The organism is Phocoenobacter atlanticus subsp. cyclopteri (assembly GCF_018343795.1).
GTDB classification, from domain to species: Bacteria; Pseudomonadota; Gammaproteobacteria; order Enterobacterales; family Pasteurellaceae; genus Phocoenobacter; species Phocoenobacter atlanticus.
In genome coordinates this window covers 281,230-299,044 of the sequence record NZ_CP074346.1, presented here as the reverse complement: position 1 = coordinate 299,044, position 17,815 = coordinate 281,230, and the positions used below count along the sequence as shown (strand labels likewise).

Here is a 17,815-nt window from a genome sequence, read left to right as displayed (position 1 = left end):
CAAGAATGTAACCGCTTATCTCTCAAATTAAGTAAGGAGAAAAGAATGTTAGATCCTAAAAAATTAGAAAATATCGCTCAACAACTTCATAATTCATTACCGCAAGGCTTAAAAAATGTGGGTAGTGATTTAGAAGAAAAATTCAAACAAATTTTACAAGCGCAATTATCAAAATTAGATGTGGTGACTCGTGAAGAATTTGATGTGCAATCACAGGTTTTATTGCGTACCCGTGAAAAATTAAATGAATTAGAAAAACGTTTGGATGAAATAAATTCAGCAGAGCAGAAATAAGCGGGTAGATTTTTTGTAGAATTTACAAATTTTAATATATAGATGGGGTATGCCCTGTCTATATTTTTTTATAAAAATTCACGTCAATATCCTTTAGTAATGAAAACCCAAACACTTTTTTACCCAAATCTTTTAAACTTGCACCGATAAGGTAAATTTCTTTATCATCAATAATTAAAAATCTATCGTGAAAATTTTTATTAATTTGAATGTCTATCTTTTTGTATTGCTGATTATATTTTTCTAAATCAAGTTTTAAGGTTTTGTTAATTGAATGAGTATAAATAGTGACACCTATACTTTGGTTTTTCTGAAAAAGTGTCAAAGTTGAATCATCAATATAGTTATCAATGAGTACAATGTGTTTTTGTGATTTTCTAATTAAATCAGATACAAATTTATGTGCATCAAAAATTTGACCATTAAAGAAAATACCTTGCTGTTGAATAGGATCTTTATTTTCTAGGGCTTTGAAAATTTTATCAATATTCGTGTTGGTAATAAGTTGGCTTTGTTCTAGTGTTTCAATTCGTTTAAAAATATCGCCATTTTGAGAAATAAATTTTCTCATTGTAACAAAGCTATCAATTATTTTTATGCTAACTTCTATTGCTGTACTACTTCTTAAAACAGCACTTAGCATTGACACACCTTGTTCGGTAAAAACATAGGGAATATGTCTGTCTCCACCGTGTTTATTTTCTAATTCAAAACTTGAAGTCGCAAATTGCGACTTCAAGTTTTCATATTCTTGTTGAGTGAGTTGAAATCTAAAATGTTCAGGAAATCGAGCAATATTTCTTTTAACTTGTTCTGTTAATCTTTTGAGTTCTACGCCATAAAGTGAGGCGAGATCTCTATCTAGCATTACTTGTTTATTTCTTATGGTATAGATTTTGGATTTAATATCAAAGTGTTCAGCCATTTTATTCATCGGATTATCCTTAATTTTTTAATGACAGTATATCTAAAAGCTCAAAAAATATTTTTTTAGTTTTGCGATCATCGTCGCATTTTTACTTTTTGATTCTATACGATAATCATTTCATCAAAAGAAGAATGATGATTGAATTAATACCTTACAATTATGCTTTAATTCGGATAAAATTACGCACTATCAAAATATAAGTACCAATTTCAATATTAAATCTCGTATAAGGAAAATAAATGAAAAATATCAATCCAGTTCAAACGGTTGCGTGGACTCAATTAGAGCAACATAAAGCAGAAAATTTAACGATTGCAGAGTTGTTCGCACAGGATAGTCAGCGTTTTGATAGTTATTCACGTCAATTTGAAGATCAAATGTTAGTGGATTTTTCAAAAAATGCGATCAATCAAACAACCTTAGATTTATTATATAAATTAGCCGATGAGTGTCAGCTTGAATCTGCAAAACAAGCGATGTATTCAGGTCAAAAAATTAACCGTACCGAAGATCGTGCCGTGTTGCATACCGCATTGCGTAACCGTGCCAATACGCCAATTATGGTGGACGGTAGTGATGTAATGCCAGAAGTAAATGCTGTGTTGGCAAAAATGAAAGGTTTTTGTGAGCGTGTAATTTCTGGCGAGTGGAAAGGTTATACGAATAAAGCGATTACTGATGTGATTAACATTGGTATCGGTGGTTCAGATTTAGGTCCTTATATGGTTACCGAAGCGTTACGTCCATATAAAAATCATTTAACAATGCACTTTGTGTCTAACGTGGACGGTACGCACATTGCAGAAACTTTGAAAAAATGTAACCCTGAAACGACTCTTGTGTTAGTGGCGTCAAAAACCTTTACGACACAAGAAACAATGACAAACGCACATTCAGCACGTGATTGGTTATTAGCCAGTGCGAAAGAGGAAAGTGCGGTAGCGAAACACTTTGTGGCACTTTCAACCAATGCAACCGAAGTGGCAAAATTTGGTATTGATACTGAAAATATGTTTGAATTCTGGAACTGGGTTGGCGGACGTTATTCATTATGGTCAGCAATCGGGCTTTCTATTGCGTTATCTATTGGTTTTGAAAACTTCGAGCAGTTGCTTGAAGGGGCGCATAAAATGGATCAGCATTTCTTAACTGCACCTGTTGAGCAAAATATCCCAACACTTTTAGCCTTAATTGGTATTTGGAACAGCAATTTCTTAGGGGCTGAAACGGAAGCTATTTTACCTTACGACCAATATTTACATCGTTTTGCGGCCTACTTCCAACAAGGAAATATGGAATCAAATGGTAAATATGTAGGACGTGATGGCAAAGTGGTGACACACCAAACTGGTCCAATTATTTGGGGCGAACCTGGTACAAACGGTCAGCACGCGTTCTATCAATTAATTCATCAAGGCACAAAAATTATTCCTTGTGATTTTATTGCACCAGCACAAACACATAATAACGTGTCGGATCATCACAGCAAATTACTTTCAAACTTCTTCGCACAAACTGAGGCGTTGGCTTTTGGTAAATCAAAAGAAGTAGTTGAAAAAGAATTTTTAGATGCAGGTAAAACTCTTGAAGAGGTGGCGGAAATCGTACCATTTAAAGTGTTTGAAGGTAACCGTCCAACCAACTCAATTTTAGTACAAAAAATCACACCTTATAGCTTAGGGGCATTGATTGCGATGTACGAACACAAAATTTTCGTACAAGGCGTTATTTTCAACATTTATAGCTTTGACCAATGGGGCGTAGAATTAGGTAAACAATTAGCGAACCGTATTCTCCCAGAACTTGAAAATGATGAAACGATCGCAAGCCACGATAGTTCAACCAATGGCTTGATCAATCAGTTTAAGGCTTGGCGTTAATTATTTAAATAATAAGCCTCAATTATATTAAAATAGTTGAGGCTTTTTTATGCTCATTATCCAAGTAGTGTTTTATTTGGTTTTCCCGCTTCTTCTCTTGCGAGCTTTGGCACAAGATAGCCAGATGAAATACGTTGTAGCTCCTTATAAATCTTAAAGGCTTGATTATCATCAATATAAAAATGACTTGCTCCTTCAACCTTGTCTAATACGTGTAGATAGTAAGGTAAAATAGACATAGAAAACAATTTATCGCTTAATGCTTTAAGAATTTTTGCATCATCGTTTACTCCTTTCAACAATACCGATTGATTAAGTAAAGTGACATTCGTATCACGTAACATTTTCATTTTTTCTGCGAAATATTCATCTATTTCATTTGCGTGATTGATATGGGTAACTAATACAATATTTAAATGAGTTTGTTTAAATATATCGCATAATTTTTCAGTAATTCGATTTGGAATAACCACTGGTACACGAGAGTGAATACGCAGTGTTTTAATGTGAGTTATCTTTTCTAATTGAGTGATCAGCCAATCAAATTCTTCATCTTTTGCCATCATCGGATCACCTCCAGATAGCACGACTTCTTCGATCTCACTCTGCTCTCGAATATAGTTTAAACTTTCTACCCATACCGTTTTTCCATTTTTTACTTCATCATAAGGAAAATGACGACGAAAGCAGTAACGACAATTAATAGCACAACTATTTTTTATCATAAATAACAGTCGGTTATGATATTTATGTAAAATATTAGGTGCGGGAGATTCCTGCTCTTCAAGTGGATCGGTAGTAAATCCTTCCATTTTTGTAAATTCTTCAAAAGATGTGACCGCCTGTAAAAATAGTGGATCATTTTTATCTTTTTTTTGCATCTTTTGGGCAAAAGGACGTGGTATTCGCATTGCAAAGAGTTTGCGAGCTAATAAATCTTGTTCAAACTCTTTAGGATCGAACTCTAAATAGTTTAAGAGATCGATAGGATCATTAAATGCTTGTGCTAAATCCTGTAACCATAGCGGTTTTTTTTCGCCAATTTTTATATTTTGATGTATCATATATACGTTAATATTTTAGCTTTCATTCCAAAAGCATAAAGTTTATACTAGCTGTATAAACTAAGATAGTATTAATAATAAATTTTTATATATTTAGATAGTTAATTTTGAGGATAAAATGGCAACTTATAGTACAACTGATTTCAAACCAGGTCTTAAATTTATTCAAGACGGTGAACCTTGCACCATCGTTGAAAATGAATTTGTAAAACCAGGAAAAGGACAAGCTTTTACTCGTACAAGAATTCGTAAATTGATTTCAGGTAAGGTTTTAGAAATCAACTTTAAATCAGGTTCAACAGTGGAAGCGGCAGATGTAATGGATACTAACTATAATTATTCATATAAAGATGAAGATTTTTGGTATTTTATGCACCCAGAAACATTTGATATGATTGCTGCCGATGCAAAAGCTGTGGCGGATAATGACAAATGGCTTGTAGATCAAGCTGATTGTGTGATTACTTTATGGAATGATAGCCCAATTGTAGTTACACCTCCAAACTTTGTTGAATTAGAAGTAATTGAAACAGATCCAGGTTTGAAAGGTGATACCGCAGGAACAGGTGGCAAACCAGCAACCTTAAGTACTGGTGCTGTAGTTCGAGTTCCATTATTTATCCAGATTGGAGAAGTCATAAAAGTAGATACTCGTTCTGGTGAATATGTATCTCGTGTAAAATAGTTTTTTAGGTTGAGTATGAAAATACTCAACTTTATTTTTATTAAACAAAAAATATAGCACGAGTATTTCTATTCGTGCTCTTTGATGTTGATTCCTTTTAAAAGGATTTTATATGTTAAATTCACTCCCATTCCGAGCGATTGTTTCAGATTTAGATGGAACACTTCTTAATACTCATCATAAAATAGGTAATTTTACTACTGAGATTCTTGAACAGCTGGCTCAAAAAGGTGTAGATATTTTTTTAGCAACAGGACGAAATTATCCTGATGTAAAACACATTATTAGTAAAATTAATCTTGATGATGCAATGTTAATTACCTCAAATGGAGCGAGAACAAATAAATTATCTGGTGAGGTTTTATCTAACGAATATCTGCTTGAAACAATTGCTTTTGAATTAATGAATATTGATTTTGATGAAACAAAAGTATGTATTAATAGTTATCAAGGTGATAATTGGTTTATTAATCGTGATATACCAGAATTAAAACAGTTTCATATAGAATCTGGCTACTGTTATAAAGTCGTTAATTTTGCCACACACCATAGTAAACAAACTGAAAAAATATGTTATATAGCAAAACAAGCAGATGACTTAAACCAAATTGAACAATATATTATTCAACAATATAGTAACCAAGTACAAATTACTCGCTCATTACCTTATTGTTTAGAAGTAATGAATAAAGGGGTTTGTAAAGCCAATGCTCTTGAAAAATTAGTTAAATTAAAAGGTTATACTATGGCAGATTGTATTGCATTTGGAGATGGATTAAATGATATTGAAATGATCTCAAGAGTAGGTAAAGGCTGTATTATGAGTAATGCAGATCAAAATTTAAAAATCAAACTCCCTCAAAACGAAATTATTGGTTCAAATAAAGACGAAGCAGTGGCACACTACTTACAGAAATTGTTTTACTAATTAAAGCAACAAAGCTATGAAATACTAGATAAATTGGGAACAAAACCTAAAGTGGAAAGCTAATATCGACACTATGCCACAAACTGTGTAAGTTCTAAAAATAGGGTTCAGGGTTGTCCTTGAATCCTATCTCCAAAAATAGTCAAAAATTGATTTAAAATCAAGCCTCAATTTCTATCCATTTTTGTCCTTTATACCCCATTTTCATTGTCTTTTAAATACAAAAAAGCCGTAACTATTTCTAGTTACGGCTCTTCCTTCTTATAAAACCCTGATGGTGTCCTACTCTCACATAGGGAGACCCTACACTACCATCGGCGTTACAACTTTTCACTTCTGAGTTCGGTATGGAATCAGGTGGTTCCGCTGCACTATGGCCATCAGGAATATTCTTTTCTGTTAATGTCACTTCTACATAACACTAACTCTATGTTCTCTAAATTAAAAACAAGCTTCTACTTTAACTTTCTTAAACTTCAAACTCCAACCTTACAGTCTTCTGTCTTCCGTCCTCTGTCTTCTGAAACAAAAACACTTGAGTGTTGTATGGTTAAGTCTCTCGGGCAATTAGTACAGGTTAGCTCAACGTCTCACAACGCTTACACACCCTGCCTATCTACGTCTTAGTCTCAAACAACCCTTACAATCTTATAGATTGGGAGAACTCATCTCAAGGCTAGTTTCGTGCTTAGATGCTTTCAGCACTTATCTATTCCGCATGTAGCTACCCAGCAATGCTTCTGGCGAAACAACTGGAACACCAGTGATGCGTCCACTCCGGTCCTCTCGTACTAGGAGCAGCCCCTTTCAATTCTCCAACGCCCACGGCAGATAGGGACCGAACTGTCTCACGACGTTCTAAACCCAGCTCGCGTACCACTTTAAATGGCGAACAGCCATACCCTTGGGACCTACTTCAGCCCCAGGATGTGATGAGCCGACATCGAGGTGCCAAACACCGCCGTCGATATGAACTCTTGGGCGGTATCAGCCTGTTATCCCCGGAGTACCTTTTATCCGTTGAGCGATGGCCCTTCCATTCAGAACCACCGGATCACTATGACCTACTTTCGTACCTGCTCGACATGTCCGTCTCGCAGTCAAGCTTGCTTATACCATTGTACTAACCTCACGATGTCCGACCGTGATTAGCAAACCTTCGTACTCCTCCGTTACTCTTTGGGAGGAGACCGCCCCAGTCAAACTACCCACCAGACACTGTCCGAACACCCGTTTCGGGTGCTTCGTTAGAACATCAAACGTTAAAGGGTGGTATTTCAAGGTTGACTCCATAACAACTGGCGTTGCTACTTCTAAGTCTCCCACCTATCCTACACATTAAAATTCAAGGTTCAGTGTCAAGCTATAGTAAAGGTTCACGGGGTCTTTCCGTCTAGCCGCGGGTACACCGCATCTTCACGGCGATTTCAATTTCACTGAGTCTCGGGTGGAGACAGCCTGGCCATCATTATGCCATTCGTGCAGGTCGGAACTTACCCGACAAGGAATTTCGCTACCTTAGGACCGTTATAGTTACGGCCGCCGTTTACTGGGGCTTCTATCAGAAGCTTCTCTTTCGATTACATCATCAATTAACCTTCCAGCACCGGGCAGGCATCACACCCTATACGTCCACTTTCGTGTTTGCAGAGTGCTGTGTTTTTAATAAACAGTTGCAGCCAGCTGGTATCTTCGACCGGTTCAACCTTCACCCGTAAAGGGCTACAATCTACGCCGGCGCACCTTCTCCCGAAGTTACGGTGCTATTTTGCCTAGTTCCTTCACCCGAGTTCTCTCAAGCGCCTGAGTATTCTCTACCTGATCACCTGTGTCGGTTTACAGTACGATTTATAATAACCTATGCTTAGTGGCTTTTCCTGGAAGCGTGGTATCAGTTACTTCATCTCCTTAGAGATTCGTCATCACTTCTCGGTGTTATACAGAATTCCGGATTTGCCTAGAATTCCCACCTACCGGCTTAAACAGGGATATCCAATACCCTGATAACCTAACCTTCTCCGTCCCCACATCGCAGTTATTACAAGTACGGGAATATTAACCCGTTTCCCATCGACTACGCTTTTCAGCCTTGCCTTAGGGGTCGACTCACCCTGCCCCGATTAACGTTGGACAGGAAACCTTGATCTTCCGGCGAACGAGTTTTTCACTCGTTTTATCGTTACTTATGTCAGCATTCGCACTTCTGATACGTCCAGCAAACCTCTCGATTCACCTTCATCCGCTTACAGAACGCTCCCCTACCCAACAGGCGTATCACAAATATTCCTCAATCCTTACTTTATTCCAACTCGACGTATGGAACGCTTGGACGTCTTTCACTTCGTGAAAGCCGTCAATCGTAAATTATAAGGCGTATTTGTGATACGCCTGATGCCGCAGCTTCGGTGCTATATTTGAGCCCCGTTACATCTTCCGCGCAGGCCGACTCGACTAGTGAGCTATTACGCTTTCTTTAAATGGTGGCTGCTTCTAAGCCAACATCCTAGCTGTCTAAGCCTTCCCACTTCGTTTCCCACTTAATATAGACTTTGGGACCTTAGCTGGCGGTCTGGGTTGTTTCCCTCTTCACGACGAACGTTAGCACCCGCCGTGTGTCTCCTGAGTATCACTCTTTGGTATTCGGAGTTTGCATCGGGTTGGTAAGCCGGGATGGCCCCCTAGCCGAAACAGTGCTCTACCCCCAAAGGTGTCCGCTCAAGGCTCTACCTAAATAGATTTCGGGGAGAACCAGCTATCTCCCGGTTTGATTGGCCTTTCACCCCCAGCCACAAGTCATCCGCTAATTTTTCAACATTAGTCGGTTCGGTCCTCCAGTTAGTGTTACCCAACCTTCAACCTGCCCATGGCTAGATCACCGGGTTTCGGGTCTATACCTTGCAACTAAACGCCCAGTTAAGACTCGGTTTCCCTACGGCTCCCCTATTCGGTTAACCTTGCTACAAAATATAAGTCGCTGACCCATTATACAAAAGGTACGCAGTCACAACTCGAAGTTGCTCCTACTGCTTGTACGTACACGGTTTCAGGTTCTATTTCACTCCCCTCGCAGGGGTTCTTTTTACCTTTCCTTCACAGTACTTGTTCACTATCGGTCAATCAGGAGTATTTAGCCTTGGAGGATGGTCCCCCCATCTTCAAACAGGATATCACGTGTCCCGCCCTACTTATCGTTAGCTTAGTTCCACAATTGTATTTTCAGATACGGGATTATCACCCTCTTTGATTGAGTTTCCCAACTCATTCTCTTAATACTAATGCTAAAACTAACTGGCTCTTCCACTTTCGCTCGCCGCTACTCACAGAATCTCGGTTGATTTCTTTTCCTCGGGGTACTTAGATGTTTCAGTTCTCCCGGTTCGCTTCAATGACCTATGTATTCAGTCATTGATAATAGGTTCTTCACCTATTGGGTTTCCCCATTCGGAAATCTTGGAATTATCACGTTTCTTATCAACTCTTCCAAGCTTATCGCAGATTAGCACGTCCTTCTTCGCCTCTGATTGCCAAGGCATCCACCGTGTACGCTTAGTCACTTAACCATACAACCTCAAGTATTCTTAAAATAAATCAAAGAAAACCTAACGTTGTTACATTAAACAACTCAAGTTCGTATGTTGCTTTTGTTCAACATACTATTTTTTAGTTTCTTACTCAGACTTCTTCTCAAAAAACAGCCACTTTAACAAATTACAGTTTTAATTCCTGTCATCTGTCTTCCATACTCTGTCTTCTGAACTTGAAAGTCTTCAGTTTTCAGCTTGTTTCCAATTTTTTAAAGAACAATAAGATAATAAATATCTTTAAATGGCGTCCCCAGGGGGATTCGAACCCCCGTTACCGCCGTGAAAGGGCGATGTCCTAGGCCTCTAGACGATGGGGACAACATTTAGAGATACTCTTATCTCTCTTTTGTCTCTTATTTCTCTATCAAACAATCTGTGTGAGCACTCATTGTCGCTTATTCAGGTAAGGAGGTGATCCAACCGCAGGTTCCCCTACGGTTACCTTGTTACGACTTCACCCCAGTCATGAATCATACCGTGGTAAACGCCCTCCCGAAGGTTAAGCTATCTACTTCTGGTACAACCCACTCCCATGGTGTGACGGGCGGTGTGTACAAGGCCCGGGAACGTATTCACCGCGACATTCTGATTCGCGATTACTAGCGATTCCGACTTCATGGAGTCGAGTTGCAGACTCCAATCCGGACTTAGACGTACTTTCTGAGATTCGCTTACCATCGCTGGTTCGCCGCCCTCTGTATACGCCATTGTAGCACGTGTGTAGCCCTACTCGTAAGGGCCATGATGACTTGACGTCGTCCCCACCTTCCTCCAGTTTATCACTGGCAGTCTCCTTTGAGTTCTCAGCATTACCTGCTAGCAACAAAGGATAAGGGTTGCGCTCGTTGCGGGACTTAACCCAACATTTCACAACACGAGCTGACGACAGCCATGCAGCACCTGTCTCATAGTTCCCGAAGGCACAAGACTATCTCTAGTCTCTTCTATGGATGTCAAGAGTAGGTAAGGTTCTTCGCGTTGCATCGAATTAAACCACATGCTCCACCGCTTGTGCGGGCCCCCGTCAATTCATTTGAGTTTTAACCTTGCGGCCGTACTCCCCAGGCGGTCAATTTATCGCGTTAGCTACGGGCGCCAGGCTTAAAGCCCAACCCCCAAATTGACATCGTTTACAGCGTGGACTACCAGGGTATCTAATCCTGTTTGCTACCCACGCTTTCGCACCTCAGCGTCAGTCTCTCTCCAAGGGGCTGCCTTCGCCTTCGGTATTCCTCCACATCTCTACGCATTTCACCGCTACACGTGGAATTCTACCCCTCCCTAGAGGACTCTAGTCGCCCAGTCTCAAATGCAATTCCCAAGTTAAGCTCGGGGCTTTCACATCTGACTTAGACAACCGCCTGCGTGCCCTTTACGCCCAGTTATTCCGATTAACGCTCGCACCCTCCGTATTACCGCGGCTGCTGGCACGGAGTTAGCCGGTGCTTCTTCTGCGACTAACGTCAATGTTTGCACCTATTAGATACAAACCCTTCCTCATCGCTGAAAGAACTTTACAACCCGAAAGCCTTCTTCATTCACGCGGCATGGCTGCATCAGGGTTTCCCCCATTGTGCAATATTCCCCACTGCTGCCTCCCGTAGGAGTCTGGACCGTGTCTCAGTTCCAGTGTGGCTGGTCATCCTCTCAAACCAGCTAGAGATCGTCAGCTTGGTGAGCCTTTACCTCACCAACTACCTAATCTCACTTGGGCTCATCTCGTGGTATATGGTCCGAAGATCCCATACTTTAATCTTTCGATATTACGCGGTATTAGCTACAGTTTCCCGTAGTTATCCCCCTCCACAAGGCAGATTCCCAAGCATTACTCACCCGTCCGCCACTCGTCAGCAAGAAAGCAAGCTTTCTCCTGTTACCGTTCGACTTGCATGTGTTAAGCCTGCCGCCAGCGTTCAATCTGAGCCATGATCAAACTCTTCAATTAAAAGTTTAATCGCTCAATAAACTGACATAGAATTTTTATTAAATAAATTTTCAGTGACACTTATTAAGACTTCTTTATTTCAAATATTTTTTTCAAATAAGTCAATCAACAAGTGCCCACACAGATTGTCTGATAAATTGTTAAAGAGCAAAAAACAACGACGCACCTAGCAAAATCTTTCACAACAGTGCGTCGTTGTGTGTGGCGTATTATAGAGATTTTTAAAGGCGACGCAAGTACTTTTTGGAAAAATATTTAATTTTTTTGCTATCCGATGTTTTTTAATTCAATTTGAATGTTTTTTGTAAATTTTTATTAAAATGTGACCGCTATTTCTAACTGTGATGAAATAAAATTTCTTCCCTAAAAACAAAAAACGTCCTGATATTAGGACGTTTTAGCTTATATCAAAAAAAATTATTATTTTTTCTTCGCTTTTGGATTCGGTAAGTCAGTGATTGATCCTTCAAATACTTCCGCGGCTAATCCAACTGATTCGTGTAGCGTTGGATGTGCGTGAATAGTAAGTGCAAGATCTTCCGCATCACACGCCATTTCAATCGCAAGACCAATTTCGCCTAATAATTCTCCACCATTAGCACCAACAATCGCACCACCAAGTACTTGATGGGTATCTTTATCAAAGATAAGTTTTGTCATTCCTTCTGAACATTCAGAGGCAATCGCACGACCTGATGCAGCCCAAGGGAATTTAGCCACTTCAAAGTTTAAGCCTTCTTGACGACACTCTTTCTCAGTTTTACCAACCCAAGCCACTTCTGGTTCAGTATAAGCGATTGAAGGAATAACTTTAGGATCAAAATAATGTTTTTTCCCTGCAATCACTTCTGCGGCAACATGACCTTCGTGAACCCCTTTGTGTGCTAACATTGGTTGCCCTACGATATCACCGATAGCAAAAATATGTGGTACGTTGGTTCGTAGTTGTTTATCTACATTGATAAAACCACGTTCATCCACTTCAACACCCGCTTTACCAGCATCAATTAATTTACCATTTGGTGTACGACCAATGGCAACTAATACAGCATCATAACGTTTTGTATCGTTACAGGCTTTACCTTCCATTGTAACGTAAATACCATCGTCTTTTGCCTCAACCGCTGTCACTTTGGTTTCGAGCATTAATTTGAATTTTTTCTCAACCTGTTTGGTATAAATTTGCACGATGTCTTTATCTGCTGCAGGGATCACTTGATCAAACATTTCTACTACATCTACTTCTGAACCTAGTGATTGATACACTGTTCCCATTTCTAAACCAATGATGCCACCACCCATTATTAATAGGCGTTTTGGTACTTCTTTTAGTTTAAGAGCATCCGTTGAATCCCAAACTCGAGGATCTTCGTGTGGAATAAAAGGTAATTGGATTGGACGAGAACCCGCTGCAATAATGGCATTATCAAATTTAACCGTTGTTGCATTCCCTTTACGATCACGTGCCACTAATGTATTCGGATCAGTAAAAGAAGCTAAACCTTCAACAATCGTTACTTTACGTGCTTTTGCCATTCCTGCAAGACCACCTGTTAATTTAGAAACAACGTTTTCTTTACCTTCACGCACTTTATCTAAATCAATTTTTGGCTCGCCAAATGTGATGCCGTTACGCTCAATATGTTTTGCTTCTTCAATTACCTTTGCAACGTGAAGTAATGCTTTTGATGGTATACAACCTACGTTTAAACATACACCACCAAGTGTTGAATAACGTTCAACAATCACAGTTTCTAAACCTAAATCTGCACAACGAAAAGCAGCTGAATAACCTGCTGGACCTGCACCTAATACCACAACTTGTGTTTTAATTTCTTTACTCATATTAACCTCTTTATCAATAGGTTGTGTAGCGGTAAGATAATACTAAAAATTTGCAAATTTTTGCTGTGATCTTACCGCTTCTTTTATTATTCTACATTGCTAAACGGCGTAAATCTGCCAATACACTACTTAAGAATGTAATAAATCTCGCACCATCAGCACCGTCAATCACTCGGTGATCGTAAGATAATGATAATGGTAGCATTAAACGTGGTTCAAAATCTTTACCGTTCCATACTGGTGTCATTTCAGATCTTGATACACCTAAAATCGCCACTTCTGGTGCATTTACAATTGGAGTAAAGTGAGTACCACCAATTCCTCCTAAACTTGAAATAGTAAAGCAGCCGCCTTGCATATCTGATGCAGTGAGTTTTCCTTCACGTGCTTTTTTAGAGATTTCTGAAATTTCACGAGAAAGCTCCAAAATACCTTTGTTATTCACATTTTTAAATACTGGTACCACTAAGCCGTTTGGTGTATCTACGGCGATACCAATATTTACGTATTTTTTAAGTGTTAAACGCTGACCATCTTCTGAAAGTGAACTGTTAAAGCGAGGGAATTCTTCTAACGCTTTTGCGGCAGCTTTCATAATGAATACAAGTGGCGTGATTTTCACGTCTTGTTTGGTTTTTTGTAAGTAAGCATTTTGCTCTTTACGGAATGCTTCAAGGGTTGTGATATCCGCTTTATCCCATTGTGTTACGTGAGGGATCATTACCCAGTTACGGTGTAAGTTTGCCCCTGAGATTTTTTGGATACGACCTAATTCAACTTCTTCGGTTTCCCCAAATTTGCTGAAATCAACTTTTGGCCAAGGTAATAAACCTAAACCAGAACCGTCTGCCACGCCTTTGCCTGCTTTACCTGATGCTTTGTTTTCAAATACTTGAACCGCATTTTTCACATAAGCTTGTAAATCTTCTTTCACAATACGGTTTTTGCGACCTGTACCTTTCACGTTATCTAGGTTTACCCCAAACTCACGTGCTAAACGACGAATCACTGGTGTTGCGTGAGCAAAACTTGCACTTTCTTCTACTTTATCTTGGCTTAAACCAGATTCATTTTTCGCAGAAGAAGTTACTGGTGCAGGTGCTGCTTCTTGTTTTGGTGCTTCTGTTGGTGCTGCTTGTGGTTGAGCTGGTGTTTCTACCGTTGCTGGTGCAGAAGTTTCAAAACGCATCACTAATTTACCGGTAGAAACCATATCGCCTTCGGCAATTAAAATTTCTTTAACCACACCCGCCATTGGTGCAGGTACTTCCATTGAGGCTTTGTCGCCTTCAACGTTTAAGATTGATTGATCGACTTCAACACTGTCACCAACTTTAATCATAATTTCAGTTACGGTTACTTCATCACCACCGATATCAGGTACGTTTACATCAACGACTGCTGATGCTGTTGTCACAGGTGTAGCTACTGGTGTTTCTGCTTTTGGTTCTTCTGCTGGTGTAGGTACTGTGTCAGCAGATTCTAACACTAACATTGGGCTACCCGTTGTTACTGCATCACCTTCTTTTACAAGAATTTCTTTTATCACACCCGCTTCAGGTGCTGGTACTTCCATTGATGCTTTATCGCCTTCAACGTTAATTACTGATTGATCCACTTCGATGGTATCGCCTACTTTTACCATTATTTCTGTAACAGTAACTTCATCACCACCAATATCTGGAATTTGAATTTGTTTTGCCATTGTATATTCCTTAAATATTTAAGCGGTAAGTTCTTATGTAAAATTTGCAAATTTTATGCTCAATCTTACCGCTTGGTTTTACTATAATTTTATGAATTATGCGTAAAATGGGTCTGCTTTTTCAGCATTAATACCAAATTTAGCAATTGCCTCTGAAACTACTTTTTTCTCAATACTCCCTTGTTTTGCAAGCTCTGTTAAGGCAGCAATCACAACATAGTGAGCATCAACTTCAAAGTGATCTCGTAAGTTTTCACGGCTATCTGAACGACCAAAACCATCTGTACCTAATACCGCATAGCTTGATGCTGGAATAAAGGCACGTACCTGTTCAGCAAAGAGTTTCATATAATCTGTTGCGGCTACGGCTGGTGCATTATTCATTACTTGAGCAATGTAAGGTACTTTTGCTTCTGCTTCTGGGTGCAATAAATTCCAGCGTGTTACATCATTACCTTCACGAGCCACTTCTGTAAATGATGGTACACTATATACATCAGAAGAAATACCGTAATCATTTGCAAGAATTTGTGCTGCTTCACGTACGTGACGGAAAATTGCACCAGAACCTAATAACTGAACTTTCACTTTGCCTTTCGTCTGACCTTCTGCTTCAATGGTTTCAAATTTATAGATACCTTTACGGATACCTTCTTCTGCACCTTGTGGCATTGCTGGTTGATCGTAAGTTTCGTTTAAAGTAGTGATGTAGTAGAACACGTCTTCTTGGTCACCATACATACGACGTAAACCGTCTTGCATAATTACCGCTACTTCATAAACGTAAGCAGGATCATAAGAAACACAGTTAGGAATAGTTAATGATTGAATATGGCTGTGACCGTCTTCGTGTTGTAAACCTTCACCATTCAGTGTTGTACGACCAGAAGTTCCGCCAATCATAAATCCTCTTGCTCGTTGATCGCCCGCTGCCCACATCAAATCGCCGACGCGTTGGAAACCAAACATTGAATAATAGATAAAGAATGGGATCATTGGTAAATTATTGGTTGAATATGATGTTGCAGCGGCTAACCAAGACGATGTTGCACCTAATTCATTGATACCTTCTTGCAATACTTGACCATCAGCGGCTTCTTTGTAGTAGGCAACTTGTTCACGATCTGATGGAGTATAAAGTTGTCCTTTAGGATTATAAATACCCACTTGACGGAATAAACCTTCCATACCAAATGTACGTGCTTCATCCGCTAAAATTGGCACGATATTTTTACCAATACCTTTATCTTTCAATAAAGTATTTAAGAAACGTACAAATGCCATTGTGGTTGAAATTGGACGTTTCTGTTCTTCTAATAATGGTGCAAATTCTTCTAAAGTTGGAATATTAAATTCCGTGGTAAATTTAGGTAAACGTGTTGGCACATAACCTTTTAAATTTTGACGTTGTTTGTGCAGATATTCATATTCTGCTGAACCTTCTTCAAATTTCACATAAGGGTAGTTTTCAATCTCTTCATCTTTAACAGGAAGATCAAAATAATCACGGAATGAACGTAAGCTATGCTCAGACATTTTTTTAGTTTGGTGTGCGACATTTTTACTTTGTGCTTCTTCAATTTTATAACCTTTAATAGTTTGCACTAATAACACAACTGGCTTACCTACTGTCTGAGCTTTATGATAAGCGGCATACATTTTAATAGTATCGTGTCCACCACGAGTTAAACGCCAAATTTCATCATCTGTCATATCAGCAACTAATGCCGCAGTTTCAGGGTAGCGATTAAAGAAATGCTCACGCACATAAGCACCGTCTTTTGATTTGAATGTTAAGTAATCACCATCAACCACTTCCATCATCAGCTGTGCTAATTTTCCTGACGCATCTTTTTCAAATAATTTATCCCAACGTCTGCTCCACATTACTTTGATCACTTCCCAGCCAGCACCGCTGAATAAACCTTCTAATTCTTGAACAATTTTACCATTACCGTTTACGGGACCATCTAAACGTTGTAAGTTACAGTTAACCACAAAAATTAAGTTATCTAAATTCTCACGACCAGCAAGGGTTAATGCACCTTTTGATTCGATTTCATCCATCTCACCATCGCCAAGATACGCATAGACTTTTTGCTCAGTCGTATCTTTTAAGCCACGGTTATGTAAGTATTTTAAGAAACGTGCTTGATAAATGGCATTTACAGGACCTAATCCCATAGAAACCGTTGGAAACTGCCAGAATTCTGGTAATAATTTAGGGTGTGGATATGAAGATAAACCTTTACCGCCCACTTCTTGACGGAAGTTATTCATTTGTTCTTCTGTTAAACGACCTTCAACAAATGCACGAGCGTAGATACCTGGAGCAGAGTGACCTTGAAAGAACACCAAATCGCCACCATCTTTGTCATTTCTTGCTCTGAAAAAGTGGTTAAATGCTACTTCGTAAATTGTTGTTGCGGCTTGATAAGAAGAAATATGTCCGCCTAATTCAAGATCTTTTTTACCTGCTTTTAACACCATCATAATCGCATTCCAACGGATTGCACTACTAATACGGCGTTCAAGTTCTAAGTTCCCTGGATAAGTTGGTTCATCTGCCACATCAATAGTATTGATATAAGGAGTGGTACAACCAGAAGAAACAGCAACACCATTTTCACGTGCTTGCTGAATCACTTGTTCAATAATAAATTGAGCACGCTCCGTGCCTTCCGCTTTTACTAATGAATTAACTGCAAGTAACCAATCATTTGTTTCAATTGGATCTACGTCATTTTTGATATTTTCTGACATACTTTATTCCTATGGGTTTATTAATTACAACCGAATAACATTTTTTTAACAAAACATATTATTCGACGAAATTTTAGACAGACATAAGCATATATTCAATGCTATTTTAATCATATATTTTTATTATCCATCTAGGTTGAATAAGCTATCCGATTGATATTAAACAAATTTTTAAAATATTAAAAAAATGTTTA

9 protein-coding genes, 1 tRNA gene and 3 rRNA genes are annotated in these 17,815 nt (G+C 39.0%); 4 read left to right on the top strand and 9 right to left on the bottom strand.

Annotated features, from left to right (window positions below; translation table 11 throughout):
• Window positions 1-45: 45 nt before the first annotated feature.
• Window positions 46-294: a ubiquinone biosynthesis accessory factor UbiK gene (ubiK, locus tag KGI96_RS01395; protein WP_211599369.1), complete on the top strand. Its 249-nt coding sequence runs from the start codon at window positions 46-48 to the stop codon at window positions 292-294.
• A gap of 58 nt (window positions 295-352) precedes the next feature.
• On the opposite strand, the gene KGI96_RS01390 is transcribed toward ubiK, so the two are convergent.
• Window positions 353-1,228 carry an ORF6N domain-containing protein gene (locus tag KGI96_RS01390; protein ID WP_211599368.1) on the bottom strand — a complete coding sequence of 292 codons (876 nt, stop codon included), beginning with the start codon at window positions 1,226-1,228 and terminating at the stop codon, window positions 353-355.
• A 233-nt stretch (window positions 1,229-1,461) separates the two neighbouring features.
• On the opposite strand from KGI96_RS01390, the gene pgi reads away from it, so the two are divergent.
• Window positions 1,462-3,102 (top strand): glucose-6-phosphate isomerase, encoded by a 1,641-nt coding sequence (gene pgi / locus KGI96_RS01385; RefSeq protein WP_211599367.1) that lies wholly within the window; start codon window positions 1,462-1,464, stop codon window positions 3,100-3,102.
• Window positions 3,103-3,158: 56 nt separating this feature from the next.
• Here the strand turns inward: pgi and epmB are convergent, their stop codons facing one another.
• Complete coding sequence (gene epmB / locus KGI96_RS01380) at window positions 3,159-4,166, bottom strand: EF-P beta-lysylation protein EpmB (protein WP_211599366.1); 1,008 nt, start codon at window positions 4,164-4,166, stop codon at window positions 3,159-3,161.
• Between the two features lie 118 nt (window positions 4,167-4,284).
• On the opposite strand from epmB, the gene efp reads away from it, so the two are divergent.
• Both efp and KGI96_RS01370 read left to right on the top strand, forming a co-directional pair.
• Window positions 4,285-4,851: an elongation factor P gene (gene efp, locus KGI96_RS01375; RefSeq protein ID WP_090923181.1), complete on the top strand. Its 567-nt coding sequence runs from the start codon at window positions 4,285-4,287 to the stop codon at window positions 4,849-4,851.
• Window positions 4,852-4,963: 112 nt separating this feature from the next.
• Window positions 4,964-5,779: a Cof-type HAD-IIB family hydrolase gene (locus KGI96_RS01370; RefSeq protein WP_211599365.1), complete on the top strand. Its 816-nt coding sequence runs from the start codon at window positions 4,964-4,966 to the stop codon at window positions 5,777-5,779.
• A 269-nt stretch (window positions 5,780-6,048) separates the two neighbouring features.
• Here the strand turns inward: KGI96_RS01370 and rrf are convergent.
• The 7 genes from rrf to aceE all read right to left on the bottom strand — a co-directional run bounded on the left by rrf (window position 6,049) and on the right by aceE (window position 17,621).
• Window positions 6,049-6,164 (bottom strand): 5S ribosomal RNA (gene rrf / locus KGI96_RS01365).
• A 161-nt stretch (window positions 6,165-6,325) separates the two neighbouring features.
• Window positions 6,326-9,339 (bottom strand): 23S ribosomal RNA (locus tag KGI96_RS01360).
• A 266-nt stretch (window positions 9,340-9,605) separates the two neighbouring features.
• Window positions 9,606-9,681 (bottom strand) — tRNA-Glu (locus KGI96_RS01355).
• Between the two features lie 86 nt (window positions 9,682-9,767).
• Window positions 9,768-11,308 (bottom strand): 16S ribosomal RNA (locus KGI96_RS01350).
• Together the 16S, 23S and 5S rRNA genes with 1 tRNA gene alongside form the textbook arrangement of a ribosomal RNA operon.
• Before the next feature lie 420 nt (window positions 11,309-11,728).
• Complete coding sequence (gene lpdA / locus KGI96_RS01345; protein ID WP_211599130.1) at window positions 11,729-13,153, bottom strand: dihydrolipoyl dehydrogenase; 1,425 nt, start codon at window positions 13,151-13,153, stop codon at window positions 11,729-11,731.
• Window positions 13,154-13,244: 91 nt separating this feature from the next.
• On the bottom strand, window positions 13,245-14,858 hold the full coding sequence (gene aceF / locus KGI96_RS01340) for a pyruvate dehydrogenase complex dihydrolipoyllysine-residue acetyltransferase (protein WP_211599129.1): 1,614 nt from the start codon (window positions 14,856-14,858) through the stop codon (window positions 13,245-13,247).
• A gap of 96 nt (window positions 14,859-14,954) precedes the next feature.
• Complete coding sequence (aceE, locus tag KGI96_RS01335; protein ID WP_211599128.1) at window positions 14,955-17,621, bottom strand: pyruvate dehydrogenase (acetyl-transferring), homodimeric type; 2,667 nt, start codon at window positions 17,619-17,621, stop codon at window positions 14,955-14,957.
• Between the last annotated feature and the right edge of the window lie 194 nt (window positions 17,622-17,815).